Below are 24915 nucleotides of genomic sequence, written 5' to 3' on the forward strand. Positions count from 1 at the left end.
AGTTTTGAGTTAGGAGTTGAGTAACTCAAAACTCACGACTCATAACTCTTAACTCCACGATAGGATCCCCTCTCCCGGAGGGGAGGGGCCGGGGGTGGGGTACCACGGCCGGACAAGATATTTTTCTCTAAAAAACCTTGCATTAACCCATCGGCCGCGTATCTTTGCACTCCCAAACCACCACACGGTAGATATAGCTCAGCTGGTTAGAGCGTCGGATTGTGATTCCGAAGGTCGTGGGTTCGAGCCCCATTATTTACCCGCTAGAAAGTCCCCGGATGCGAATCCGGGGACTTTTTTTGTTATTTGCGCCGTTGCGCCCCTGAAATCTTATTTCTCATTAACTCATTCTTTCCCAAATGAGCCTTCTCGTAATCGGCTCCGTGGCCTTCGACGCCCTGGAAACTCCCTTCGGCAAAACCGACAAAATCATCGGCGGTGCGGCTACCTACATCAGCCTGTCGGCCTCGTACTCGACCAAGCCGGTGAACCTGGTGGCCGTGGTGGGCGGCGACTTTCCGCAGTCCGATATCCTGACCCTGGAGGAGCACGGCGTCGATACCAAAGGCCTGCAAATCAAGCAGGATGAGAAGTCGTTTTTCTGGTCGGGCAAGTACAACAAAGACCTCAACTCGCGCGAAACCATCACCACCGAGCTCAACGTGCTCGGCTCGTTCGACCCCATCATCCCCGACGCTTACCAGGACTGCAAGTACCTGATGCTAGGCAACCTGGCCCCGCAGGTGCAGCGCCTCGTCATTCAGCGCCTCGTCAACCGCCCCAAGCTCATCGTGCTCGACACCATGAACTTCTGGATGGACATCGCTGCCGAAGAGCTGCTGGCTACCATCGAAATGGTGGACGTGCTCAGCATCAACGACGAGGAAGCCCGCCAGCTCTCGGGCGAGTACTCGCTGGTGAAAGCGGCCCGCAAAATCCTGGCTTTTGGCCCCAAGTTCTTGATTATCAAAAAAGGCGAGCATGGCGCGCTGCTGTTCCACAAAAACAAAGTATTCTACGCCCCGGCCCTGCCGCTGGAAGAAGTATTTGACCCCACCGGCGCGGGCGACACCTTCGCGGGCGGCCTCATCGGCCACATCGCGGCTACCGATGACTGCTCGTTCGAGAACATGAAGCGCGCCGTCATTCACGGCTCGGCCATGGCCTCGTTCTGCGTCGAGAAGTTCGGCACCGAGCGCCTGCTCAACCTCACGCAGGAAGAAATTGAAGCTCGCGAAGCCCAGTTTGAAGAGCTGGTGAAAGTGCAGCCCGCCAGCGTGGTTGAAAACGTGCGGTAAGCTTTAGCTTGCCGTTTGCAAAACAGTCAAGTAAGCTTGTCATGCTGAACGTAGTGAAGCATCTCTACCGCCTCGTTGGATGGTGCGGTAGAGATGCTTCACTACGTTCAGCATGACCTTTATTATCTCGTGACATGACCACCTGGCTTCGCAAAAACCGTGGCGAACTCTTGTTCTTCAGCGCCTTCGCCCTGGTAATGACGACCGGCCTGCGCCAGCCCGTGCTGAGCACCTTGCAGCACGGCCTGCTCGCTACCGGCCTGTGGCGCGCTACGCCGCCCGAGCGCCCGGCCGCAATGGCACAGTTCGCCAGCGAGCGCACGTATCCGCTCAACTTGCCGCTACGCACGCTCGATGGCCGCCCGGCCAACCTAGAGCAGTTTCGCGGCAAGGTGGTGCTCGTAAACCTATGGGCCAGCTGGTGCCCGCCGTGCCTGGCCGAAATGCCGGGCCTGCAAGCCCTCTACCAAAAAGTAGATACCAGCAAAGTCGCGTTCGTGCTGATTTCGCTTGATGAAAACCAGAACAAAGCCCGCGCCCTGCTCCAGCGCAAGCATTACACCATGCCGGTGTTTTTCCCGGCCGCCGACCTGCCCGCGCCATTCCAAAGCTCGTCTATCCCGTACACCGTTATCCTCACGCCGCAAGGCCGGGTGGCCGACCGCCACAGCGGCATGGCCGACTACGATACGCCAGAGTTTAAAGCCGCGTTAGAAGGACTGGCTGACTGATGCCTAGGCCTCGCAGACAACTCTTTTAACGGGTGCGGGGTAAAAGAGACAAGTTCTTACCTCTAAACCCGTCCCACCATGTCTGACAAACCGAACGACCTCGCCAACGATAAGCCATCCGTAAACCCTTACGAAAACCAGCACCACAAAAAAGGTGACCTCGCTGCTGGTGAGCACGTAGACAGCGCTGCCAACCAGAACCTGAACCAGAGCGACCTGACCCAGCAGGGTAACCAAACCAAAGGCAACACGCCCGGCGGCAACTTCAACGAAACCCGCCACACCCAAGCCAATAAGCCGCGCAGCAATCCGCAGGGCAACAGCCCGATGTCGATTGACACAAACAGCCCCGAGAAAGGCCCCGGCAGCCATGCCGACTAGACCGCAGATTTAAACGGATTTTTAAGATTTAACGGATACGCCTGCTATGCAGGCTGACTATTGAATCGGTAATAAGAGAGCAGCCTTTTCGGGCGGCTCTCTTTATTTTAACCTGTGCTATGACTAGTTGGCAGGTTGTTGAGATTGGGGGTTGTAAGGCCAGCCGAGCCACTTTTGGAAGCCGGCTTGCTGTGCCTCATCAGCGTCGGCTAGCTTCTCAATCGTGTAGCGCACGCCGTAGGCCGCGCCGGGCTGCGCCAATAGCTCCACCAGCACCAGCCGGTTCTGGCGGAACACGGCTACCTCGTAGAGCGGCGCGTCGGTGCTGAGCAGGCTTTGCAGGTTCATATCAACGCGGCGGCCGTTGATGGCTATTATCTCATCATCGACGGTAAGCACGGCGGCGGCCGGCGAGCCGGGCCAGATATAGGTGACTTCGGTGCGCTCGTTTTTCACGACGGTGCGGAAGCCGAAGGTGCCTTCCGAGGCCGAGGCGTTTTCGTAGGCCACCAGCTGGCAGCCCACGGCGTGCAGGGCCTTGTCGAGCGGCTCTTGCAGGGGCGCGGTGCCGTTGATGAATTTATCGAAGTAAACCTGCATTTTACGGCCCGCCACCTCGGCCACGATGCGGGCGTAGTCCTCATCAGTGTAGCCGACGCCGGTTTTGCCGAAGTCGTCGTAGAGGCGGCGCATCACGTCGTCGAGGCTGCGGGCGTGGCCGTGCAGGTTGCGGATGGTGAGGTCGAGTAGCAGCGCCGTGAGTGCGCCTTTGTGGTAGACCGATACCTTGCGGTCGGGCACGCCGGGCTTGTAGCCGTCGAGCCACAGGTCCATGCTGGCATCAGCCAGGCTCAGGTTTTGGCCGCCCGCGTCGTCATAGTGCTTGCGCAGCACGATGTTCAGCTCCTCAAAGTATTGAGCCGGCGTACGCACGTGGCTGCGCGCCAGCAGGTACTCTCCATAATAGGTTGTGATACCCTCCGCGATGTAGCAGGTGCGGAAGTAGTTTTCGCGAGCGTAGTCGTACGGCTGCATCTCGGCGGGCCGGATGGCCTTGATGTTCCAGGTATGAAATAGCTCGTGGCAGCTCACGCCCAGTAGCTCTTTGTAGAGCGCCTCGTGCATTAGCAGTTCGGCCGGCCCTAGGGTTATCACGGTCGAGTTGTGGTGCTCCACGCCGTGGTAGTGCTTGTAGGGCAGAAACTGGTTGAGGAAGTGGTAGTCCTGCACCGGGAAGCCGCCGAATAGCTTCAACTGCTCTTCCGAAAACGCTTTAAAATCAGCCAGCAGACGCGGCCAATTTATAATAGCTTCCTCACCCTGCACCCACACGTGGAAGGGCAACCCGCCCGCTTCATACTGCTGGTGCTGGATGGTGGGGCTCGCAATGAGCGGCGCGTCAGCCAGCTGGTCGAAGTTTTTGGCCTCTAGTACGTTGGGTTTCGACTGCGGCAGGCCGCAGGCCAAGCGCCAGTCGGGCGGCAGCACCAGTGAGAGCTGGCAGGGCAAATCCTGGTGCCCCTCGGCGTACATGAGCGCCTGCACGGGGTTGAGGTATAGCTGTGTCTCATCGAGCCACGAGCCGCCAGCGTCCATCTGGTGGGCGTAGAAATTGTAGCGCACACGCACGCTGCGGCCCGCCGCGCCGGCCACTTCCCAGCGGTCTTTCGTGACCTTTCGGTAGGGGAGGGGCTCGTCGGTTTCGGCGTCGCTGAATTCTACCCGCTGAATCTTTTGACCAAAGTTTTGAATTTCGTAGCGGCCTGGCCGCCAAGAAGGTAGTTGCAAGGCCAGCGGTGCGGTAACCTCGGCGGGCACCTCCACCATGAGCTGGATTTGCAGGTAAAACGTGAGCGGGTTCTCGAACGAAACGTGGTAGTAGGTCATGGGTAGGAGGGATGCGGCGCGCAATGTAAAACGGAGTGGCACTCCGTTTCCGGCAGAAGGGCGTGTACGCAAAAGCCAGTTGCGCGGACTTTGTAGTCCGCGTGCGTTAGCGAGCAGCCGGACGTACCGAGCGCACGCGGATTACAAAGTCCGCGCAACTGCGCGTTACTCCGTTTTACATAGCAGCTTGCTATTGTAAAGCTAAACCCGTACCTTTGCCGGCCCAACTCGCAATTTAACTTGTCATGAAACGTACCTTTCAACCCTCGCAACGCAAGCGTCGCAACAAGCACGGCTTCCGTGAGCGCATGGCCTCCGCTAATGGCCGCAACGTACTAGCCCGCCGCCGTGCCAAAGGCCGCAAGCGCCTCACCGTATCGGACGAAGGCCGTCACAAGCGCTAGTCGTTAGATTTAGCTGGTAGCCAAGGGCTTATCGCCGTTAGCTGCGCAGATAGCCGCATTGTTGGGGCAGGTTGTTTTCTGGTTTTACCAGAAATGACTGCCGCTACAATGCGGCTTCGCTGTTTTTACTCCAGGCCAGTTTGAGTAGTAAAAGCAGGTAGTAATTGTCATGCTGAGCGGAGCGCAGCGGAGTCGAAGCATCTCTACCGCTTCGTTGCTAGTGTCAGAAGGTAGTATTGAGGTAGAGATGCTTCGACTCCGCTGCGCTCCGCTCAGCATGACAACTGTAACCAGAAGTTACCCTCTCCCATGCCGCTCTTCGACCTCATCCGCCCCACCGCGCTTAAGCTACCCATCGTCATCAGCGTACCGCATGCGGGCACGGAGTTTCCCGACGACATTCGAGCCGAGTTAAAGCCGGGCGTGCTGCCGCCCGACGATACCGATTGGTTTGTAAATCAGCTCTATGACTTCGCCACCGAGCTAGGCATCCCGACGCTGTGCGCCCGCTACAGCCGCTGGGTTATCGACCTCAATCGCAACCCCGACAGCACCCCGCTCTACCACGACGGGCGCGTGCTCACGGGCCTGTGCCCGGCCACCAATTTCCTGGGCGAACCCATTTACCAGGACGAGCGCACCGCCGTATCTGCCGAAGAAGTAGCGCGCCGCAAGTTGCTCTATTTCGAACCCTACCACCAGGCGTTGCAACAGTTGCTAGACGAAACCAAGGCGCAGTTCGGCCGCGTGTTGCTCTGGGACTGCCACTCCATTCGGCGCATGGTGCCCGCCATCAACCCCGAGCCGTTTCCCGATTTGATTCTGGGCAGCGCCGATGAAACGTCGGCCGCGCCCGCGCTCATCATGCAAGCCTTACAGGTGCTGGGTAGCGGCGGTTACTCCCTGAATCACAATCACCCATTTAAGGGCGGTTTTATTACCCGGCACTTCGGCCAGCCCGCGCAGCAGCAGCACGCCTTGCAGCTGGAAATGAGCAAACAAGTTTACATGGACGACCAGGAACAACACTACGACGAGCTGCGGGCAGGCCGCATCCGAACGCTGCTTAGCCAGACGCTGCAAGCGGTGGGTGGTATGTAGCACCAAGCTCTAGCTTGGTGACCACGCCAGGGCACGCCCCCCCTCTAACCCTAACGCCACGCCAAGCTGGAGCTTGGCGTTACTACCATGACCTACTACGCCTTCGATTCGCTACTCCTGCAAGAAGGCTGGCTAAGCCCGGCCTACATCGGTGTCGACCAGCGCGGCCTTATCCGATACCTTTCCCAAACCCCGCCCGCCGCACCCGAAACGCCTATCCAGACTATAAAAGGCGCGGCCCTGCCGGGCTTTCAAAACAGCCATTCGCACGCCTTTCAATACGGCATGGCGGGCATGGCCGAGCAGCACGCGCCCGGCGCGCGCGACGACTTCTGGAGTTGGCGCGAAGCGATGTATGCCTGCGCCGAAACCTTTACGCCCGAGCAAAATGAGCAGGTAGCCACCACGTTGTATCGCCATTTGCTGCGCAATGGCTACACGTCGGTGGTCGAATTTCACTACCTGCACCACGACCCTACCGGCCGCCCCTACACCCACCTCGCCGAGATGGGCGAGCGCCTGGTAGCCGCCGCCCGCACGGCCGGCATCAAGCTGACGCTGGTGCCCGTGTTCTACCAAAAAGGCGACTTTGGCCAAGAGCCCGCGCCCCGGCAGCGGCGGTTTCTTTCGGCTACGCCGGATGCCTACTTTGACCTGCTGGCCGCCAGCCGGCAGGCCGTGGCACACTACGACAAGGCGCGCCTGGGCTTTGGTGTGCATTCGCTCCGGGCGGTGGAGGCGGCCGACGTACTCGCTACCTACGCCCACGGCCCCCAGGACTTACCCTTTCACCTGCACGCCGCCGAGCAAACGGCCGAAGTAGAGCGCAGCCTGGCGCACCTCGGCGCGCGGCCGGTCGAGTGGCTGCTCGATAATCTGCCCCTGAGCGAGCGGTTTCACCTCGTGCACTGCACCCACCTCACGCCCGCCGAGACTACCCGCCTGGCCCAATCGGGCGCGCACGTGGTGCTGTGCCCCGGCACCGAAGGCAACCTCGGCGACGGTATTTTTCCGCTCGTGGCGTTTGCGGAGGCGGGCGGGCGCTGGTCTATCGGCACCGATAGCCACATCAGCCTCAACCCGCTGGAGGATTTGCGCTGGCTCGACTACGGGCAGCGCCTCACGCATCGCCGCCGCAACACATTTGCCGACGGCGCTACTACGCTGGTCGGCACCACGTTCTTCGCCGGGCTGGCGGCGGCGGGCCGCTCGGCCGGCAATTACTTTGCCCTCGGCCAGCCCCTCGACGCGGTGGTGTACGACCTAACCCAGCCGCTGCTGGCGCAGGCCGGGCCAGCGCACCTGCTGCCCGCCATCGTGTACACGGCCGACCCGTCGGCCATCCTGGGCACGCTCGTGGATGGGCAGTGGGCGTATCGGCGGGGCGAAGAATAATGCGTACTTTGTCTTTATGAACCGCGCCTACGAAGAAATTACCGACTGGCTGGCGGGTGGCTTCTCGCCGGCCGACCTCGTGGCCTACCGCCCCTCCGAGCAAGTGCGCGAGCGCGTGGCCGATTTAATCCAGCGCAGCAAAAATGAAGGCATCAACGCGACCGAGCAGGAGGAATTGGCGCACTATTTACAACTAGAGCACCTGCTGCGACTGGCCAAAGTCAAAACTCGCCGAATGCAATCAATATTTTAGTTTCTTTTCCTGATGACTAATTCTGAAATTAAAGATTACTGGCTATCAGAAGGACAAGAAATCACTATTTTCTCTCCAGCTATTCTGCAGCCGTTGCTTCTCCAAGAACACACTGAAAAATTCCTGAGTACAGTTGGCTTACCGTCAGAAGCTGCTCCTTATTTGAGCTTCAATACCAATACACAAGGAAGTTGGAATAGTATTGCGCGAATAACTGATATTGATACGGCACTTAATTCATCATTTAAAAACCTTATTCAAATAGGCTCTGACGGAAGCGGTAACGCAATAGCCGTAGACACTGAAAAAAATGACATTATAGAATTGCTTGACCATGACAACGGGTTCAAGCTCATTTTTATAAACTCTTCGATAGAATCTTTTGCATTCTCACTACTAGCCTACTCTAGATTCATCAGCAGTGTATTAGCAGCCGGCAAAGAAAACAGCTATTTCGACACGCATTTTACAGACGAACAGTTTAACACTCTAAAGAATAAGCTCATCTTATCTGATAAGGATTTTGATAAATCTGAATTTTGGCACAGCGAGCTTGATATGTTACTCGGAAATAGAGAAGCTTATAAACACGAAAGCGGCAACTGATTCCTTAGTTGCCGCTTTCGTGTTTATATAAATTATAAGCCCTACTTCGCCACCACGGCCGTCTTGATGCTCAGCTCCGTCAGTTGCTTGTCCGAAATCGGCGAAGGCGAGTCTATCATCACGTCGCGGCCCGAGTTGTTTTTGGGGAAAGCGATGAAGTCGCGGATGCTGTCGGCCCCGCCGAAAAGCGAGCACAGGCGGTCGAAGCCGAAGGCGATGCCGCCGTGGGGCGGCGCGCCGTACTCGAAGGCATCGAGCAGGAAGCCGAACTGCGCCTGCGCCTCCTCGGGCGAGAAGCCGAGCAGCGAGAACATGCGGGCCTGCACCGCCCGGTCGTGGATGCGGATGGAGCCGCCGCCCACTTCTACCCCGTTGATAACCAAGTCATAGGCATTGGCGCGGGCCTGGCCGATGGTGTCGGGGTTGTCGAGCAGGCGCAGGTCGTCGGGCTTGGGCGAGGTGAAGGGGTGGTGCATGGCAAAGTAGCGGCCCTCCTCTTCGATGTACTCCAGCAGCGGGAAATTAACGACCCACAGCGGGGCGAACGTGTCCTTGTCGCGCAGGCCGAGTTTCTGGCCCATTTCGAGGCGCAGCTCGCTCAAGGCCTTGCGGGTTTTGTCGGCCGGCCCGGCCAGGATGAGGAGCAAGTCGCCGGGGTTGGCGTTGAAAGCGGCGGCCCACTTCTGCAATTCTTCCTGCGAGTAAAACTTATCTACGGAGGACTTTACCATGCCGTCGGCTTCTACGCGGGCGTACACGAGGCCGGTGGCCCCCACCTGCGGGCGCTTCACGAAGGCAGTCAGCTCGTCGAGTTGCTTGCGGGTGTAGGCGGCGCAGGTGGCAGCGTTGATACCCACTACCAGCTCGGCGCTGTCGAATACCGGGAAGCCCTGGCCCTGCACTACATCGTTGAGTTCCATGAACTTCATGGCGAAGCGCACGTCGGGCTTATCGTTGCCGTACCAGCGCATGGCGTCGGCGTACTCCATGCGGGGCACGGTGGGAAAATCCAGGTTTTTGATTTCCTTGAACAGGTAGCGCACCAGGCCCTCGAAGGTGTTGAGGATATCTTCCTGCTCCACGAAGGCCATTTCGCAGTCAATCTGCGTGAACTCGGGCTGGCGGTCGGCGCGCAGGTCTTCGTCGCGGAAGCACTTCACAATCTGGAAGTAGCGGTCGAAGCCCGACACCATGAGCAGCTGCTTAAACGTCTGGGGCGATTGCGGCAGGGCGTAAAACTCTCCGGGGTTCATGCGCGAGGGCACCACGAAGTCGCGCGCGCCTTCGGGCGTGCTTTTGATGAGTACGGGCGTTTCGACTTCGATGAAATTCTGGCCGTCGAGGTAGCGGCGCACGGCCTGGGCCATCTTGTGCCGCAACACCAAGTTGTTGCGCACGGGCGTGCGGCGCAAGTCGAGGTAGCGGTACTTCATGCGCAGGTCTTCGCCGCCGTCGGTATCGTCTTCGATGAGGAAGGGCGGTAGTTTGGCGGGGTTCAGCACATCCAGCTTCTCCACGCGCACCTCGATGTCGCCGGTCGGGATGTGGGCGTTTTTGGAGTAGCGCTCGGCCACTTTGCCAGTGACACTTATCACAAACTCGCGGCCGAGGTCGCGGGCCTGGGCGCGCACTTCTTCCGATTCCACGCCTTCTTCCAATGCTAATTGGGTGATGCCGTAGCGGTCGCGCAGGTCTATCCACAGGATGCCGCCCTTGTCGCGGGTGCGCTGCACCCAACCGACGAGAGTAACGTTTTGGCCGACATGTTCTTGGCGAAGTTCGCCGTTGGTATGCGTTCTAAGCATCGCAGATTCAAACTGATTAAACGGATTTCGCAGATACGCCCGGCTGCGCCGGGCTGGCTATCTAGTTTTGGGGGCTCCTTTTGGGGAGGGGGCCAAATTGGGGCGAAGTTACTTCGCGGGGGCGGGCTGCAACTGTGGGGTTTGGTATGAAGTATGTAAAAGAAGTAGTGCGCGCCGTGGGGCACGCTGGCTTTTTTCTTCCTTTTTGATATGAAATTCCTTTCTTCGCTGGCCCTGGCGGCCGCTTTGCTCACGGCCGGCGCGGCCCAGGCGCAAACCAAAGTCAAAACCAAAAACAAGTACGAAAACGGGGCTGAGATTAAAACCAAAGGCCAGGCCCCGGCCGTGACGCTCGACGGCCCCATCAAACGGGTAGAGACGCTATCGGGCATCGACATCTTTCCCAAGCCTAACTCCAACAGCGTGATGCTCAGCTTCACGCAGCAGTTTACCAAGCCCGGCACGCTGGTGATGACGGACTACAAAAACAAGGTCGTGTACCAGCAAGAGCTTGACCCGCAGAATAATACCGGCGAGCCAGTGGATTTGGGGCACATTCAGGCCGGCACGTACCTAGTGGAGGCTAAAACCGGGAATTACGTGTACTGGAAAAAGGTGCGGATTAAGTACCCGACGCGACGGTCGTAGGTAAACGTACCAAACACGTCTGTCATGCTGAGCGCAGCGAAGCATCTCTACCGCTTCATTCAACAGTGCGGTAGAGATGCTTCGCTGCGCTCAGCATGACAGACGTATTTGGCACGTGCCCGAAGCCTGATTCATCCGCCCTACTTTTGCCCTCGTCATGAAAATCCTCGTCCTGCTTTGCTCGCTTTTTGCCCTCACCAGCTTCGGCCCCAAGCCCAAGCTGACTTCGGTGAAGGTGGCGCCCGGCCTCACGGTGGGCGTGCCGCAGGGCTTCACGCCCCTACCCGATGAAGGCATTGCGGTCAAGTTTCCGTCGCCGCGCAAGCCGCTGGCCGTGTACAGCAGCCCCAATACCAAGGCCGATTACAGCGTGGCCGTGCGGCCCACCATGTTTGGGCCCGACTACAACGTGCTGCTACCCATGTACAAAGCCAGCGTACAGCGGCTGTATACCAAGGTTGAGTTTTTGACCCAGGAAGTGCGCAAAGTCAACGGCCGCGAGTTTGTGGCCCTGGAGTTTGTGTCCACGATGGTGGACAGCCGCCGGGGGGCCAACGCGCTGGCACCCATCCGCAAATACGAGTACATTCAGTACACCGTGCAGGGCGAGCAGTTGTATATTTTCTCGTTTTCGGCCCCGGCCGACGAGCAGCCGCAGTGGCGGCCCATCGCGCAAGCCGTGCAAAGCGATATCAGCCTGAAGTAACACCAGGCTCCTGCCTAGTGCCCCGTTGAACAGCCCCCTCCCCATGAGTAAGTCCGCGTATGATGCTGTCGTGGTGGGCTCGGGGCCCAATGGGCTGGCGGCGGCCATCGTGCTACAGCAGGCCGGGCTGGCGGTGCTGCTGCTCGAAGGCAAAAACGAGCTGGGCGGCGGCCTGCGCACGGCCGAGCTGACGCTGCCGGGCTTTCGCCACGACATTTGCTCGGCCATTCACCCGCTAGCGGCGACTTCACCTTACTTTCAGACCCTGCCGCTGGCGCAATACGGGCTCGAATACCTCACACCGCCCATGGCCGCCGCGCACCCCTTTAATGATGGCACGGCGGCCGTGGTTACATCACTGGCCGACACCGCCCACGGCCTGGGGCCGGATGCCGAGGCTTATCGCAGCTTGCTGGCGCCATTAATCAGCAGCTGGCCCGGTATTGCCAGCGATGTGCTGTCCCCGCTGCACTGGCCCCGGCACCCGCTCGATATGGCCCGGTTTGGGCTGCCCGCGCTGCTGCCGGCGACGGTGCTGGCGCGGCGCTTTCGGGGGGAGAAAGCCAAGGGCCTGCTGGCCGGCATGGCCGCCCACGCCATTCAGCCGCTTGGCAACCTGACTACTTCGGCCATCGGCCTGGTTTTGCTGATAGCGGCGCACCGGGGCGGCTGGCCGCTGCCGCGGGGCGGCTCGCAGGCCATTGCCGACGCGCTGGCGGCGCACTTCCGGGCGCTGGGCGGCACCGTCGAGACGGGCACGTTTGTGCGCTCGCTGGCGCAATTGCCCCCGGCCAAAGCCGTGCTTTTCGACGTGACACCGGCGCAGCTTTTGCAGATTGCCGGGCATAGCTTGAGCAGCATCTACCAGTGGCAGCTGCGGCGCTACCGCTACGGCATGGGCGTGTTTAAGGTCGATTGGGCGTTGGCCGCGCCTATCCCCTTCACCGCGCCCGAATGCGCCCAGGCCGGCACCGTGCACCTGGGCGGCACGCTGGCCGAAATAGCGGCCGGCGAGCGCGCCGCGGCCCGGGGCCAGCACCCTGATAAACCGTTTGTACTACTGGCCCAGCAAAGCCTGTTCGATGCCAGCCGCGCCCCGGCTGGCCAGCACACCGCTTGGGCCTACTGCCACGTACCCAACGGCTCGCGGGTCGATAGAACCGCTGCCATCGAGCAGCAGGTCGAGCGGTTTGCGCCTGGCTTTCGCGAGCGCATTATCGGTCGCCACACCTTCGACACCGCCCAGATGGAAAGCTACAACCCCAACTACGTGGGCGGCGACATCAACGGTGGCCTACTAGATATCAGACAGTTGTTCACGCGGCCGGCGCTGCGTGCCTCGCCCTACCGCACTTCGCAGCGCGGGCTGTATTTGTGCTCGTCGGCTACGCCGCCGGGTGGCGGCGTGCATGGGTTGTGCGGCTACCACGCTGCCAAGCGCGCTTTGCGCGACATGTTCGGGTTGTCGGCTCCGCCGCTTTTTGTGGGGTAAGAAATTAACGTCTGTCATGCTGAACGCAGTGAAGCATCTTTACCGCACCGTTGGACGAACCCGAGCGGTGCGGTAGAGATGCTTCGACTCCGCTACGCTGCGCTCAGCATGACGGACGGTTTTTCAAGCCCCAGCTACACCAGCGTACCCAGCGTTTCGCGGCTGAAGCCTTTGAGCCCTTCGGCCTTGCCCGCCTGGATTTTTTCGACCCACTCGGGCTCCACAATCAGGGCACGACCCACGGCTACCAGGTCAAAGTCGCCGCGGTCGAAGCGGCGCAGCAACTCGTCGATTGACTCCGCGTTGGGTGTCGAGGCCTCGCCCGCGAAGCCGGCCAGAAACTCGCCCGACAGCCCCACCGAGCCCACCGTGATGGTGGCCTGGCCGGTGAGCTTTTTAACCCAGCCCGCGAAGTTCAAATCCGAGTTTTCAAACTCCGGCTCCCAGAACCGGCGCTGCGAGCAGTGGAAAATATCGACGCCGGCCTCGGCCAGCGGCGTCAGCCAGGCTTCCATTTCCTGGGGCGTGTGGGCCAGTTTCACGTGGTAGTCCTGCTGCTTCCACTGCGAGAGGCGCAGGCTGATGGCGAAATCGTTGCCCACCTGCCGGCGCACTTCGCGCACCAGCTCCACGGCCAGGCGGCTGCGCTCGGGGAGGCTGGGGCCGCCGTAAGCATCGGTGCGCTCGTTGAGGCCGGCCCAGAAAAACTGGTCGATGAGGTAGCCGTGCGCGCCGTGCAGCTCCAGGCAGTCGAAGCCCAGGCGCTTGGCATCGGCGGCGGCCCGGCCAAAGGCGGCGATGGTATCCGTGATGTCGTTCTCCGTCATGGCGTTGCCCTTGGGCTGGCCAGGCGCTACCAGGCCCGATGGCCCCTCAAAGGGCTGCGTGGGCGTCCAGCCCGAGCGGTGCTCCTGCATCACGCCCATGTGCCAGAGCTGGGGGCCGATTTTGCCGCCGCCGGCGTGTACCTCGGCCACTACCTGCTGCCAGCCGGCCAGTGCCTGCTCGCCGTAGAAGTGCGGAATATTGGGGTCGTTGGACGAGGCCGGGCGCTCGACTACGGTGCCTTCGGTAAGGATGAGGCCCACCTGCCCCTCAGCGCGGCGGCGGTAGTAGGCGGCCACATTGGCACCCGGCACGCCATTGGGCGAAAACGAGCGCGTCATGGGGGCCATGACGATGCGGTTTTTAAGCTGAAGCGATTTCAGCGAAAACGGCGAAAAAAGAGCGTTGGAGGACATAAGTCAGGCTTTTCTATAAAAAGAGCGTGCTGCCTGTAACCAGCCAACGGTCTGGTTTGATTTTTTGGGCGGTGATTTACGTACCGCCTACTCTTATAAAAACGGGTCATGCTGAACGCAGTGAAGCATCTCTACCGCACCGTTGGACGAACCCAAACGATGCGGTAGAGATGCTTCACTGCGTTCAGCATGACAGGCGTTTACAACGCCAATTACTACTTAGCCATCAAGCTAATAGCATACCCGCCGCCCGGCGCGCAATACTGCGTAAGCTTGGTCTTGCTCGTCACATTGACTTTGCGGATGGCGTAGGCCTGCGGGTTTTTCTCATAGTGCGCGCCCTTACCGTCGGCATAAATCGTGGCCACGTAGGTTTTGCCGGGGTCCAGGAAGCTCAGGTTGACGGTGGAGGTGCGGCCATTCTCGTCGCAGGTGCTGCCCACGAACCAGTTGCTTTTGCCCTTGGCCTTGCGGGCGATGGTGATGTAGTCGCCGGGCTCGGCTTCGAGCACCTTGCTATCGTCCCAGTCCACGGCCACGTCTTCGATGAATTGGAAGGCGTCGAGGTGCTTGTTGTAGGTTTCGGGCAGGTCGGCGGCCATTTGCAGCGGCGAGTACATGGTCACGTACAAAGCCAGCTGGCGGGCCAGCGTGCTGTGTACAAACGACTTGTTTTCGGGGTTGTAGGCGCTGACACGGGTTTGGAAGATGCCCGGCGTGTAGTCCATCGGCCCGCCGATGAGGCGGGTAAAGGGCAGAATGGTCGTGTGGTCGGCGTTGTTGCCGCCGAACGACTCGTACTCGGTGCCCCGCGCCGCCTCGTTGCCGATGAGGTTGGGGTAGGTGCGGGCTAGGCCGGTGGGGCGCACAGCCTCGTGGGCATTCACCATAATCTTATATTTGGCCGCCTCCGTGATGGCGTAGAGGTAGTGGTTATTCAGCCACTGCCCGTAGTGGTGCTCGCCCCGCGGGATGATGTTGCCCACGTAGCCGCTCTTTACGGCGCTGTAGCCGTTGTCGGCCATGAACTTATAGGCCTTATCCAGGTGCCGCTCGTAGTTGCGCACCGAGCCGCTGGTTTCGTGGTGCATGATGATTTTGATGCCCTTGCTGGCCGCGTAGCGGTGCAGTTCCTGCACGTCAAAATCGGGGTAAGGCGTCACAAAATCAAACACATAGTCCTTGCTCTGGCCAAACCAGTCTTCCCAGCCGGTATTCCAGCCCTCCACCAGCACCGCGTCGAGGTGGTGCTGGGCCGCGAAGTCGATGTACTCCTTCACGTGGGCCGTGTTGGCGGCGTGCGTGCCGTTGGGCTTGAGCTTGGAATAATCGGTGGAATCGAGCTTAATATTGGTGGCGTTGGTGTAAGACCAGGTGCTTTTGCCGGTTATCATTTCCCACCACACGCCCACGTACTTGGTGGGTTTAATCCAAGAAACGTCCTTGTACTTGGTAGGCTCGTTGAGGTTGAGCACCAGCTTCGATTCCAGGATATCGCCGGCCCGGTCGCTCACGATGATGGTGCGCCAGGGCGAGAGGCAGGGCGTTTGGAGGTAGCCCTTGTTGCCCTGCGCGTCGGGCGTGAGGTGGCTTTCGAGCACCATGTGCTTATCGTCCAGTTCCAGCGACATGGTTGAGTAGTCAATCAGCGCGGCCTCGTGCAGGTTGATGTACAGGCCGTCCTGGCTTTTGAGCATGAGCGGCGTTTGCACACCGGTGGGCGAAAACGTGGTTTGCGAGGCGTTGTCGGTCACGGCCGTTTTCATGAGGCCGCGCACCTCCGAGAGCTTCGAGGTCACGGTGCTGTACTCCTGCGTGTCGTAGTCGCCGGGCAGCCAGAAGGCCTTGTGGTCGCCGGCCAGCGCAAACTGCGTGCGCTCCTCCTTCACCACAAAATAGGCCAGCTCGGGCTGCTTCGGGAAGTCGTAGCGGAAGCCCAGGCCATCATCAAACATCCGGAAATGCACCAGCATCTGCCGCTTGGTGGCCGCCTGCGTCAGCGTGACGGTCAGCTCATTGTAGTGGTTGCGAATGGTTTTGGTTTCGCCCCAAACCGGCGTCCAGGTTTCATCAAAAGCCCGGGTTTTGGTGCCCGTCACGGCAAAGCTGTTGGTAAGGCCGGGGCCCTCCTTCAGCTCCAGCCCGAGGTGGCTGGGTTTGATGACCGGGCGGCCCTTGTAGGTGAGGCTGTAGGTAGGGACGCCGCCCGCTTGCAGGCTGAACGTGAGCGCAAGTTGCTTATTGGGCGAGGTGAGCTGCTGGGCGCGGCCCGGCTGGCCGAGCAGGCACAGCGCGGCTACGAGCAACAGCAGGTAGCGCGGGGTATTTAGGTGGGTCATTGGTGAATAAGTGGGGAAAGTGAGATTTTGTAATGGGTCGTGGGCTCGCGCCCGTCATGCTGAGCGGAGCGCAGCGCAGTCGAATCATCTCTACCGCACCGTTGCTAGCGTTAGGGATTAGTACTGAGGTAGAGATGCTTCGGCTGCGCTCCGCTCCGCTCAGCATGACGGATAGGCGCAACCGAAATCGATTTCGGTTGCGCCTACAAATGTCGTCCCCAGCGCTTAACCAAACCATAACTCTCGCCCATATTACCGCGCCCGCCCCGACTTTTGACCTTCGATTTCCCTTGCCACCCCATGCCCTCCCCCATTCTCACCGACGAGTATTTTATGCGCCAAGCCCTCGCCGAAGCCCGGCAGGCGCTCGCCGAGGGCGAAATACCCATCGGCGCGGTGGTGGTGCTGGACAACACCATTATCGGCCGGGGCCACAACCAAACCGAGCGCCTGCGCGACGTAACGGCCCACGCCGAAATGCTGGCCTTGTCGGCCGCCGCCAATTTTGTGGGCAATAAATACTTGTCGGCCTGCACCTTGTACGTCACCGTCGAGCCCTGCGTGATGTGCGCCGGGGCCAGCGCCTGGGCGCAGCTCGGGGCCGTGGTATTCGGGGCCGCCGAGCCCAAGACTGGCTACCGCCGCCACACGCTGGGGCTGCTGCACCCGCGCACCCAGGTGCGGGCGGGCGTGTGCGCCGACGACTGCACGGCGCTCATGCAGGCGTTTTTTCGGGAGAAACGGAATGTGCGGTAAGCTTTAGCTTGCCGTAAGTTCGCAGCGTGAAAACGGCAAGCTAAAGCTTACCGCACAACCCCCGGCCCCGGTTGGGGGTTATACCACCGCCACCCCATCTTTTCACTTTAAAGCATTCGCATTATGGCTTTCGAACTGCCCAAATTGCCGTATTCCTACGACGCGCTCGAACCTACTTTCGACGCCCAAACCCAGGAAATCCACCATACCAAGCACCACCAAGCTTACGTGACCAACCTCAACGCCGCCATCGCGGGCACCGAGTTTGAAAACCAGAGCCTGGAGGACATCCTCCAAAATATCGCCAAGGCCACGCCCGCCATCCGCAACAACGGCGGCGGCCACTGGAACCACTCGCTGTGGTGGACCATCCTGAGCCCCAACGGCGGCGGCCAGCCCACCGGCGAAGTAGCCAGCAAGATTGACGAGGCCTTCGGCTCGTTCGACAAGTTCAAGGAGGAGTTCACCAAGGCCGCCACCACGCGCTTTGGCTCGGGCTGGGCGTGGCTGTGCAAGCAGCACGACGGCTCGCTGCAAATCTGCTCGACCCCGAACCAGGACAACCCGCTGATGCCCGACACCGGCTGCAAAGGCACCCCCATTCTGGGCCTCGACGTGTGGGAGCACGCCTACTACCTCAAGTATCAGAACAAGCGCCCCGACTACATCGCAGCATTCTTCAACCTCATCAACTGGGAAGAAGTAAACAAGCGCTACGCCGCTGCCTAAGCCGCAACGCCTAGCTTTTGAGAAGCCCACCGGCCCCGCGCCGGTGGGCTTTTTGCTGGCCCACCTAGTAGCAAAATCCACCCAAGAACCGTCATGCTGAACGCAGTGAAGCATCTCTACCGCACCGTTGAACGAACCCAAACGGTGCGGTAGAGATGCTTCACTGCGTTCAGCATGACAGCCGTTGACCGATTCAGAAATTGATTTAACGCCTTCAAAAAGAGCCCTAAGTCGCTCCACGCGCCCGCCAGTCTCCGGTGTTTCTGGTAGGTTAACTTGTATCTTTAACAGCAAAAGCTACTTCCTACCCTTTTTACTTGTGCCCACATGAGCATCAAGCTGCGTCTTACTATTTTGAGCTTTCTCCAGTTTTTTATCTGGGGGGCTTGGCTGATTACGATTGGGGCCTACTGGTTTCAGACCAAGCAGTGGTCGGGGGCGCAGTTTGGGGCCATTTTCTCGACGATGGGTATCGCGTCCATCTTCATGCCCTCGCTCATGGGCATCGTGGCCGATAAGTGGGTGAATGCCGAAAAGCTCTACGGCGTGCTGCACATTTGCGGCGGTATCACGCTGTGTACCATTCCGATGGTGACGGACCCCGGCATGTTCTTCTGGGTTATTCTGCTGAACATGATTTTCTACATGCCCACGCTGGCGCTGTCCATTGCCGTGTCGTACTCGGCCCTCAAAGGCCAGGGCCTCGATGTGGTGAAGGACTACCCGCCCATCCGGGTGTGGGGCACGGTGGGCTTCATCGCGGCCATGTGGGCGGTTACGTTCCTGGGCTTCGAGAAGTCGGCCAACCAGTTTTACGTAGCCGCCGGGGCGGCGCTGCTGCTAGGTTTCTACTCATTTACCCTGCCCGCCTGCCCGCCGCCTTCTAAAGACGTACCCAGCCGCTCGCTGGTCGATGCGCTGGGTCTCAAGTCCTTCGCGCTGCTGCGCGACCGCAAGCTGGCCACCTTCTTCATCTTTGCGCTGCTGCTCGGAGCCGCCTTGCAGCTCACCAATGCCTACGGCGATACCTTCCTGCACGATTTCGACAAAGTACCCGCCTACCGCGATACGCTTTCGGTAAAGCACCCGGCCTTCATCATGTCGATTTCGCAGATTTCGGAGACGCTCTTCATCCTCGCCATTCCGTTCTTTCTGCGGCGCTTTGGCATCAAGCAGGTGATGCTGTTCAGCATGGTAGCCTGGGTGTTGCGCTTCGGCCTGCTGGCCTACGGCAACCCCGCCGACGGCCTCTGGATGATTATTCTGTCGTGCATCGTCTACGGCATGGCCTTCGACTTCTTCAATATCTCGGGTTCGCTCTTCGTCGAAACCCAGACGCAGCCCAGCATCCGGGCCAGCGCGCAGGGCTTGTTTATGATGATGACCAACGGCTTTGGGGCCGTGCTGGGTAGCTCTATCAGCGGCCTCGTCATTCAGAACTACTTCACCGATGCCGCCGGCAACAAGGACTGGCACGGCATCTGGCTGGCCTTCGCGGCTTACGCGCTCGTCATCGCGGTGCTATTCGTGCTCATCTTCAAGCACAAGCACGACCCGCTAAAAGTCGAGAACGACTACCCCGAGCCCGTGCTTGCGACCGAGCAAGCGTAGGTCAGCCGCGCGGCGTTACATCGGCATTATTCCCTTTATTTCTTCTTGATGGAGCCTACGTTGGCTGTTTCGGGGGCAGCTACCCCGGCCGGGCTGCTGCCTTATTTGGGCGAAAATTATTTCAACCCGCTGGCGTGGTTCTGGCTGACGTTTGGCGAGTACCCGCGCCGGGAAATCTACCACCTGGCCGAGCCCGAAGCGCGGCCAACCATTCTGGCTGGCTTGGCCCCGCTGCTGAATGTGGAGCTAGAAGCCGCCATTGTGGCCCAGTCGGTGTACCTCGAAAAGCCAGGCAAGCCGGCTGAAATCCAGGCTCAGGCGTTTCAACTAGGGCCGCATCTGCTACTCTTTTTTGCCGACAATGACTACTTCGGCGACCAAGGCGCGCTGCTTTACTACTCGCCCCAGGCCGATGCGGCGATGCTCGGGCAGGTGCGCGCCCTGCTGACTACGCACCTCGATGCTGGGCAGCAAGAGCATCATCGCATCCAGGTACTGCGCCAGACCAGCCGGCGGCTCAGCTTCTCGCCCCTCAAGCTCAAAATCCCCGCGCTCGACCTCGCCGCCAACTACAACGACGACCTGCTGCCCGTGCACGAGGCTATCGTGCAGCGCCTGCAAAAGCCCGACGACAAGGGCCTGGTCATCCTGCACGGCCCGCCCGGCACCGGCAAAACCAGCTACATCCGGCACCTGTGCAGCCTCACCGACAAGCCCAAGCTGTTCATTCCGCCCAACCTGGCGCTCCGCATTGCCGACCCCGAGTTCATCAACCTGCTGCACGACAACACTAACTCCATCCTGCTCATCGAGGATGCCGAAGAGCTGCTGACCAAGCGCGACGCCACCGGCAGCAACGCCGTGAGCAACTTGCTCAACCTCAGCGACGGCCTGCTGAGCGACGGCTTCCACATCCAGATTATTTGCACCTTCAACGCCGACCTGGCCCGCATCGATAAGGCGCTGCTGCGCAAAGGCCGGCTCATCGCCTCCTACGCCTTCGAGGCGCTGGCGCAGCCCAAGGCCCAGGCTCTGGCGAGTTCCCTGGGCCAAACCACACCCGTAGCTGAAGCTATGACGCTGGCCGACATCTACAACCGCGAAGACGCTACCTTCGTGAGCGAGCCCAAAGGAGCCGGCCGCATTGGCTTTTAGCGGGGCTGAGGGAACTCAATCAGCACAAAATCGGCACAAAAAAAGTCTGGTTTTAGTTTAAATAAAAAGCCGCTCTGCATCAAGCAGAGCGGCTTTTTTAGGTTTTCTTCTTACTGTCATGCTGACGAAGGAAGTATCTTACCACGGCCCAGCAGTAGCCGCGCTACCCTGACGAGATGCTTCCTTCGTCAGCATGACAGAAGTAATCGGCTTACTTACCGAAGAAAAACTCGCCTTCAATCTGGGCGTTCTCGTCCGAGTCCGAGCCGTGCACGGCGTTGGCTTCGATGCTCTTGGCGTATTTTTTCCGGATGGTGCCTTCCTCGGCGTTGGCAGGGTTGGTAGCGCCGATGAGGGTGCGGAAGTCAGCCACGGCGTTGTCTTTTTCGAGGATGGCCGCCACGATGGGGCCGCTCGACATGTACTTCACGAGGTCGTTGTAGAAGGGACGCTCCTTATGCACGGCGTAGAATTCGCCGGCGCGCTCGGGCGTCAGGGTTACTTTTTGAAGCTCCACGATGCGGAAGCCACCTTGCTCAATCATGCTCAGGATGCCGCCGATGTGGTTGTCGGCCACGGCATCGGGCTTAATCATGGTGAAGGTGCGGTTGGTTGCCATTATTTTTTTTCTTGGGGGAAAAATGGGGGTTGCAGCCGCAAAGGTAGCCGCAGGGCGCTGCTTATTTGCTTTGGCGAGAACCTTCCCCGGCGCATTGCTTGTTGAAACCCAATTCGTGCCGACCTTTGCCGACCGATTTTGCTCTGCATACATCCCAGCCGCTTTTTTTAGCATTTGTCAGACTGTTCACCTAGTCGATGTCTACTTCCGTATCAGAACTAAAAGCCTTGCTGGCGGAGCCCAAGCAGGTGTTCATCACCACGCACCACAAGCCCGACGCCGACGCCCTGGGCTCGTCGCTGGCCTGGGCTAGCTACCTCAAGAAAAAAGGCCACTCCGTGACGGTCGTGACCCCTTCCGACTACCCGGCTTTCCTCAACTGGATGCAGGGCAACGACGAAGTAGTAGTGTACGAGCCGCGCCACAACGACCGCCAGGTGCGCGACCTCGTGAGCCGCGCCGAGGTCATTTTTTGCCTCGATTTCAACTGCCTGGGCCGCATCAACGAACTTGGCAGCTACGTGGCGCAGGCCTCGGGCACCAAGGTGCTCATCGACCACCACCAGCGCCCCGAGGACTTCGCCGACATCAGCTTCTCGAACCCCAAGGCGGCCGCCACGGCCGAGCAGATTTTTGAGATTATCCGCGACCTCGGCGACCAGGACCTCGTGGACCAGGGCATGGGCGAAGCGCTCTACGCTGGCATTATGACCGATACGGGCTCGTTTCGGCACCCCAGCACCTCGCGCAACGTGCACCTCATCATCGCGGAGCTGCTGAACGCCCACATCGACCTGGCCTCGGTACACCGCCGCATCTACGACTCGCACTCGGAGATTCGCCTGCGCTTCCTGGGTTACATCCTCAAGGATAAGCTGGTGGTAAACCGCGAGTTCAACACCGCTTACATCGCCGTGACGCAGCAGGAGCTGCGCGACTACGAGAGCAAAACCGGTGATACGGAAGGCTTGGTGAATTACGCGCTCAGCATCGAGGGCATCGTGTTCGCGGCCGTGTTCATTGACCGGGGCTCGGCGGTGAAGATTTCCTTCCGCTCGGTGGGCGACTTCTCGGTGGCCGATTTTTCGCGCAGCCATTTCGATGGCGGCGGGCACCACAACGCCTCGGGCGGCGTCAGCTATACCTCGCTCGATAGCACAGTAACGCGCTTTTTGGGGCTACTACCCGAGTACCAGGCGCAGCTCGTGAGCACGCCCGCCGTGCCCGTGGCGGTTGCGCCGCCCGTAGCCTAACTTTGTTTTCGAATGTGGGAAATGGGAAGAATGGGAAAATGTGAGAGAGAACTCTCTCTTATTTCTCACATCTCCACATTAGCTACATCTATCACATTTTCAACCCCTTTTCATGCAGTTTTCTTTCCGGCCCCTCGCGGCCCGGCAGCTGGCCCTGGCGGCCGGCGCGCTCAGCCTGGCCTCTTTCCTCTCATCGTGCGATAAAAATGGGGGCGACTTCGACAAAACCAAGTCGGGGATTGAGTACAAGATTTTCAAGAAAGTAGGCGATAAGTACGAGCGCCGCACCGACGTGAAGGGCGAAGACCCGACGTATAAGGACCGGATTGGCAAGTTTTTGACGGGCTACCTCTACTACCGCACCGGCAAGGACTCGGTGCTGGAAGACACCCGCAAGAAATTTGGGGGCTCGGCCGTGCCGATACCCATGCAGGAAGTGAAGAAAAAAGGGGCTCCTGACGAGGCATTCTCGCTTTTGCAACCCGGCGACAGCGCCGTGTTCCGCTTCAATGCCGACTCGCTCTTCAAGCCCCAGGGCCGCCCGGTGCCCGGCTTCCTCAAGCGCAGCGGCAACGTGATTGTCATCAACGTGAAGACCGACAAGCTCATCACGCAGCAGGAAGAAGCCGCCATGGAGCAGACGCTGCAACAGAAGATGATGGAGCAGCAGCAGAAGCAAATGCTGGCTTACGCCGAAACCCAAAACAAAAAAGACGAGGTAATCCTACAAGAGTACCTCAAGAAAAACAACCTGACCAGTGCCAAGAAGACGCCGGGCGGGGTGTACTACATCATTACGCAGCCGGGCACGGGCTCGGTGCCTAAGGCCGGCCAGATGGTGAGCCTGCAATACCGCGGCACACTGCTCGACGGCAAGGAGTTTGACTCGTCGGCCAAGCACGGCGGGCAGCCATTTACCTACGCTACCGGCCGCGGCCAGGTGATTCCGGGCTGGGATGAAGGCGTGGCCGTGCTGAACAAGGGTGCTAAAGCTACGCTGCTCATCCCGTCGTCGCTGGCTTACGGCGAGCGCGGCGCGGGGGCCGACGTGCCGGCCAACTCGCCGCTGCGCTTCGACGTGGAGCTGGTCGACATCAAGGATGCGCCGGCCGCTCCGGCTGGTGCTCCGGTTCAGTAAGCAACTTATTGGCTGACTTTTACCGCCGCGCCGCAGGGTGCGGCGGTTTTAGTTTCAGGTATATTTCGGCGGGTTTTAGCTAGAGTGGTGCCTGGGCGTTGCGCCGGGGCACCACTTTTGATTTAAAGCTAGCTGGCTTTTATTTTTCGTTTTTTCGTTTATGCGGCATTTCTTTTTTCTAGCCGGAGCCCTGGGGCTCGCGCAGCTGGCTTCGGCCCAAACCACCCCGGCCCCCGGCTTCACTACCCTGCCGGGCAGCACCACCGAGTACAAGCTATTCCGGCGCGACGCGGCGGGGCAGTACACGGCCAAAAAGCTCGACCCAGCCAATGATGCGCCCTATGCCAGCCGCGCCGGCAAGGTACTGCTCGTGCACCTGCAATACCGCACCGACCGCGACTCGCTGCTGATGGATTCGCGCCAGCGGCAGCCCGGCCCCGTGCCGGTGGGCCTGCCCCCCACCGCACCCCGCCACGGCTCGATAGAAGAAGCCATGAGCCTGCTCGTGCCCGGCGACAGCGCCGTGTTCCGCTTCAACGCCGACACGGCCTTTGCCCAGATGCGCCAGCCGGTGCCGCCCTTCGTGCGGCGCGCCGGCAGCGGCCTGCGCCTCACCATCGTGCCCAAAGAGCTGGTGACGATGGAGGAAATGCAAGCCCGCCAGCAAGCCATGATGGCCGAGCAGCAAAAGATGATGCTGGAGCAGCAGCGCACCGCCAAAGCCCGCGCCGCCAAGCTCCTCGTGCAGGACGATGCGACCATTCAAGCCTACCTCAAGGAGCACAAGCTCAACCTCAAGGCCAAAAAGACGCCCGGCGGCACCTGGTACGTCATCACCAAGCCCGGCACGGGCGCGCAGCCCAAGCCGGGCCAGACGGTGGGCGTAAAGTACCGCGGCACCATCCTGGCCACCGGCAAGGAGTTTGACGCCTCGTCGCGGCACGGCGACACGCCGTTTGAGTTTACGCTGGGCCAGGGCCAGGTGATTCAGGGCTGGGACCAGGGCATTGCGGCGCTGCCCAAGGGTAGCAAGGCCACGCTCTACATTCCGTCGCCGCTGGGCTACGGCGAGCGCGGCGCGGGGGCCGATATTCCGGCCAACGCCATCCTGAGCTTCGACGTGGAGCTGGTGAGCATCACGGGTACGCCCACACCGCAGGCGGCCGCGCCCGCCACCCCGGCCAAGAAGAAGGCCGTACCCGCCAAGAAACCGACCGTACGTGCCAAGAAGGCACCAGCTAAGAAGAAATAGCGCTTAAAAACAACTGCAAAAAGCCGCTTCCAGCACTGGAAGCGGCTTTTTCTATGGACGCCGCCGCTGGCCGCCGTTTAGCGCGCAGCGCGTAACGGCAGGCCGCCCAGTGGGG

Annotated in this window: 23 protein-coding genes and 1 tRNA gene; 19 read left to right on the plus strand and 5 right to left on the minus strand. The window is 60.1% G+C overall.

What is annotated here, in order from left to right:
• The first annotated feature begins 187 nt into the window (after positions 1-187).
• The 4 genes from VFO93_RS11995 to VFO93_RS12010 all read left to right on the plus strand — a co-directional run bounded on the left by VFO93_RS11995 (position 188) and on the right by VFO93_RS12010 (position 2410).
• Positions 188-261, plus strand: a tRNA-His gene (locus VFO93_RS11995).
• Positions 262-359: 98 nt separating this feature from the next.
• Positions 360-1298 carry a PfkB family carbohydrate kinase gene (locus VFO93_RS12000; RefSeq protein WP_325134609.1) on the plus strand — a complete coding sequence of 313 codons (939 nt, stop codon included), beginning with the start codon at positions 360-362 and terminating at the stop codon, positions 1296-1298.
• 134 nt (positions 1299-1432) lie between these two features.
• On the plus strand, positions 1433-2029 hold the full coding sequence (locus tag VFO93_RS12005) for a TlpA disulfide reductase family protein (RefSeq protein ID WP_325134610.1): 597 nt from the start codon (positions 1433-1435) through the stop codon (positions 2027-2029).
• Between the two features lie 78 nt (positions 2030-2107).
• Positions 2108-2410 carry a hypothetical protein gene (locus VFO93_RS12010; RefSeq protein ID WP_325134611.1) on the plus strand — a complete coding sequence of 101 codons (303 nt, stop codon included), beginning with the start codon at positions 2108-2110 and terminating at the stop codon, positions 2408-2410.
• Positions 2411-2533: 123 nt separating this feature from the next.
• Here the strand turns inward: VFO93_RS12010 and VFO93_RS12015 are convergent, their stop codons facing one another.
• Positions 2534-4297 carry a M61 family peptidase gene (locus tag VFO93_RS12015; protein ID WP_325134612.1) on the minus strand — a complete coding sequence of 588 codons (1764 nt, stop codon included), beginning with the start codon at positions 4295-4297 and terminating at the stop codon, positions 2534-2536.
• 245 nt (positions 4298-4542) lie between these two features.
• On the opposite strand from VFO93_RS12015, the gene rpmH reads away from it, so the two are divergent.
• The 5 genes from rpmH to VFO93_RS12040 all read left to right on the plus strand — a co-directional run bounded on the left by rpmH (position 4543) and on the right by VFO93_RS12040 (position 8056).
• Positions 4543-4701 (plus strand): 50S ribosomal protein L34, encoded by a 159-nt coding sequence (rpmH, locus tag VFO93_RS12020; RefSeq protein WP_198990353.1) that lies wholly within the window; start codon positions 4543-4545, stop codon positions 4699-4701.
• A gap of 309 nt (positions 4702-5010) precedes the next feature.
• Positions 5011-5802 carry an N-formylglutamate amidohydrolase gene (locus VFO93_RS12025; protein ID WP_325134613.1) on the plus strand — a complete coding sequence of 264 codons (792 nt, stop codon included), beginning with the start codon at positions 5011-5013 and terminating at the stop codon, positions 5800-5802.
• A gap of 87 nt (positions 5803-5889) precedes the next feature.
• Positions 5890-7197, plus strand: a complete 1308-nt coding sequence (hutF, locus tag VFO93_RS12030) for a formimidoylglutamate deiminase (protein WP_325134614.1) — start codon at positions 5890-5892, stop codon at positions 7195-7197.
• Between the two features lie 16 nt (positions 7198-7213).
• The gene (locus tag VFO93_RS12035) at positions 7214-7450 is read left to right on the plus strand and encodes a hypothetical protein (protein WP_325134615.1); all 237 of its coding nucleotides are present in this window, start codon (positions 7214-7216) and stop codon (positions 7448-7450) included.
• Between the two features lie 12 nt (positions 7451-7462).
• Positions 7463-8056: an SUKH-4 family immunity protein gene (locus VFO93_RS12040; RefSeq protein ID WP_325134616.1), complete on the plus strand. Its 594-nt coding sequence runs from the start codon at positions 7463-7465 to the stop codon at positions 8054-8056.
• A gap of 41 nt (positions 8057-8097) precedes the next feature.
• Here VFO93_RS12040 and aspS read toward each other — a convergent pair whose 3' ends face one another.
• Positions 8098-9861 carry an aspartate--tRNA ligase gene (aspS, locus tag VFO93_RS12045; RefSeq protein ID WP_325134617.1) on the minus strand — a complete coding sequence of 588 codons (1764 nt, stop codon included), beginning with the start codon at positions 9859-9861 and terminating at the stop codon, positions 8098-8100.
• A gap of 210 nt (positions 9862-10071) precedes the next feature.
• Between aspS and VFO93_RS12050 the strand changes: the two genes are divergently transcribed.
• From VFO93_RS12050 to VFO93_RS12060, 3 genes are all read left to right on the plus strand, one after another.
• Positions 10072-10509, plus strand: coding sequence for a T9SS type A sorting domain-containing protein (locus VFO93_RS12050; RefSeq protein WP_325134618.1), 438 nt, complete (start codon positions 10072-10074; stop codon positions 10507-10509).
• Between the two features lie 157 nt (positions 10510-10666).
• Positions 10667-11215: a hypothetical protein gene (locus VFO93_RS12055; RefSeq protein ID WP_325134619.1), complete on the plus strand. Its 549-nt coding sequence runs from the start codon at positions 10667-10669 to the stop codon at positions 11213-11215.
• A 43-nt stretch (positions 11216-11258) separates the two neighbouring features.
• Positions 11259-12707 (plus strand): NAD(P)/FAD-dependent oxidoreductase, encoded by a 1449-nt coding sequence (locus tag VFO93_RS12060; protein ID WP_325134620.1) that lies wholly within the window; start codon positions 11259-11261, stop codon positions 12705-12707.
• Between the two features lie 134 nt (positions 12708-12841).
• Here VFO93_RS12060 and VFO93_RS12065 read toward each other — a convergent pair whose 3' ends face one another.
• Both VFO93_RS12065 and VFO93_RS12070 read right to left on the minus strand, forming a co-directional pair.
• Complete coding sequence (locus VFO93_RS12065) at positions 12842-13948, minus strand: NADH:flavin oxidoreductase (protein WP_325134621.1); 1107 nt, start codon at positions 13946-13948, stop codon at positions 12842-12844.
• Positions 13949-14163: 215 nt separating this feature from the next.
• Positions 14164-16287 carry a glycoside hydrolase family 97 protein gene (locus tag VFO93_RS12070; RefSeq protein ID WP_325134622.1) on the minus strand — a complete coding sequence of 708 codons (2124 nt, stop codon included), beginning with the start codon at positions 16285-16287 and terminating at the stop codon, positions 14164-14166.
• 300 nt (positions 16288-16587) lie between these two features.
• On the opposite strand from VFO93_RS12070, the gene VFO93_RS12075 reads away from it, so the two are divergent.
• From VFO93_RS12075 to VFO93_RS12090, 4 genes are all read left to right on the plus strand, one after another.
• A complete protein-coding gene (locus VFO93_RS12075; RefSeq protein ID WP_325134623.1) occupies positions 16588-17043 on the plus strand; it encodes a nucleoside deaminase in 456 nt (151 codons plus the stop codon).
• A gap of 123 nt (positions 17044-17166) precedes the next feature.
• A complete protein-coding gene (locus VFO93_RS12080; RefSeq protein WP_325134624.1) occupies positions 17167-17772 on the plus strand; it encodes a superoxide dismutase in 606 nt (201 codons plus the stop codon).
• Between the two features lie 327 nt (positions 17773-18099).
• The gene (locus VFO93_RS12085; RefSeq protein ID WP_325134625.1) at positions 18100-19383 is read left to right on the plus strand and encodes a nucleoside permease; all 1284 of its coding nucleotides are present in this window, start codon (positions 18100-18102) and stop codon (positions 19381-19383) included.
• A 48-nt stretch (positions 19384-19431) separates the two neighbouring features.
• Positions 19432-20538: an AAA family ATPase gene (locus VFO93_RS12090; protein ID WP_325134626.1), complete on the plus strand. Its 1107-nt coding sequence runs from the start codon at positions 19432-19434 to the stop codon at positions 20536-20538.
• A gap of 211 nt (positions 20539-20749) precedes the next feature.
• On the opposite strand, the gene VFO93_RS12095 is transcribed toward VFO93_RS12090, so the two are convergent.
• Complete coding sequence (locus tag VFO93_RS12095) at positions 20750-21157, minus strand: nucleoside-diphosphate kinase (protein ID WP_325134627.1); 408 nt, start codon at positions 21155-21157, stop codon at positions 20750-20752.
• Between the two features lie 197 nt (positions 21158-21354).
• Between VFO93_RS12095 and VFO93_RS12100 the strand changes: the two genes are divergently transcribed.
• The 3 genes from VFO93_RS12100 to VFO93_RS12110 all read left to right on the plus strand — a co-directional run bounded on the left by VFO93_RS12100 (position 21355) and on the right by VFO93_RS12110 (position 24800).
• Entirely contained in the window at positions 21355-22410 is a 1056-nt protein-coding gene (locus VFO93_RS12100) for a DHH family phosphoesterase (protein WP_325134628.1), read from the plus strand.
• Positions 22411-22522: 112 nt separating this feature from the next.
• A complete protein-coding gene (locus VFO93_RS12105) occupies positions 22523-23548 on the plus strand; it encodes an FKBP-type peptidyl-prolyl cis-trans isomerase (RefSeq protein ID WP_325134629.1) in 1026 nt (341 codons plus the stop codon).
• A gap of 160 nt (positions 23549-23708) precedes the next feature.
• On the plus strand, positions 23709-24800 hold the full coding sequence (locus VFO93_RS12110; RefSeq protein WP_325134630.1) for an FKBP-type peptidyl-prolyl cis-trans isomerase: 1092 nt from the start codon (positions 23709-23711) through the stop codon (positions 24798-24800).
• Positions 24801-24915: the final 115 nt, after the last annotated feature.

This window comes from Hymenobacter sp. (genome assembly GCF_035709525.1).
Taxonomy (GTDB): Bacteria; Bacteroidota; Bacteroidia; order Cytophagales; family Hymenobacteraceae; genus Hymenobacter.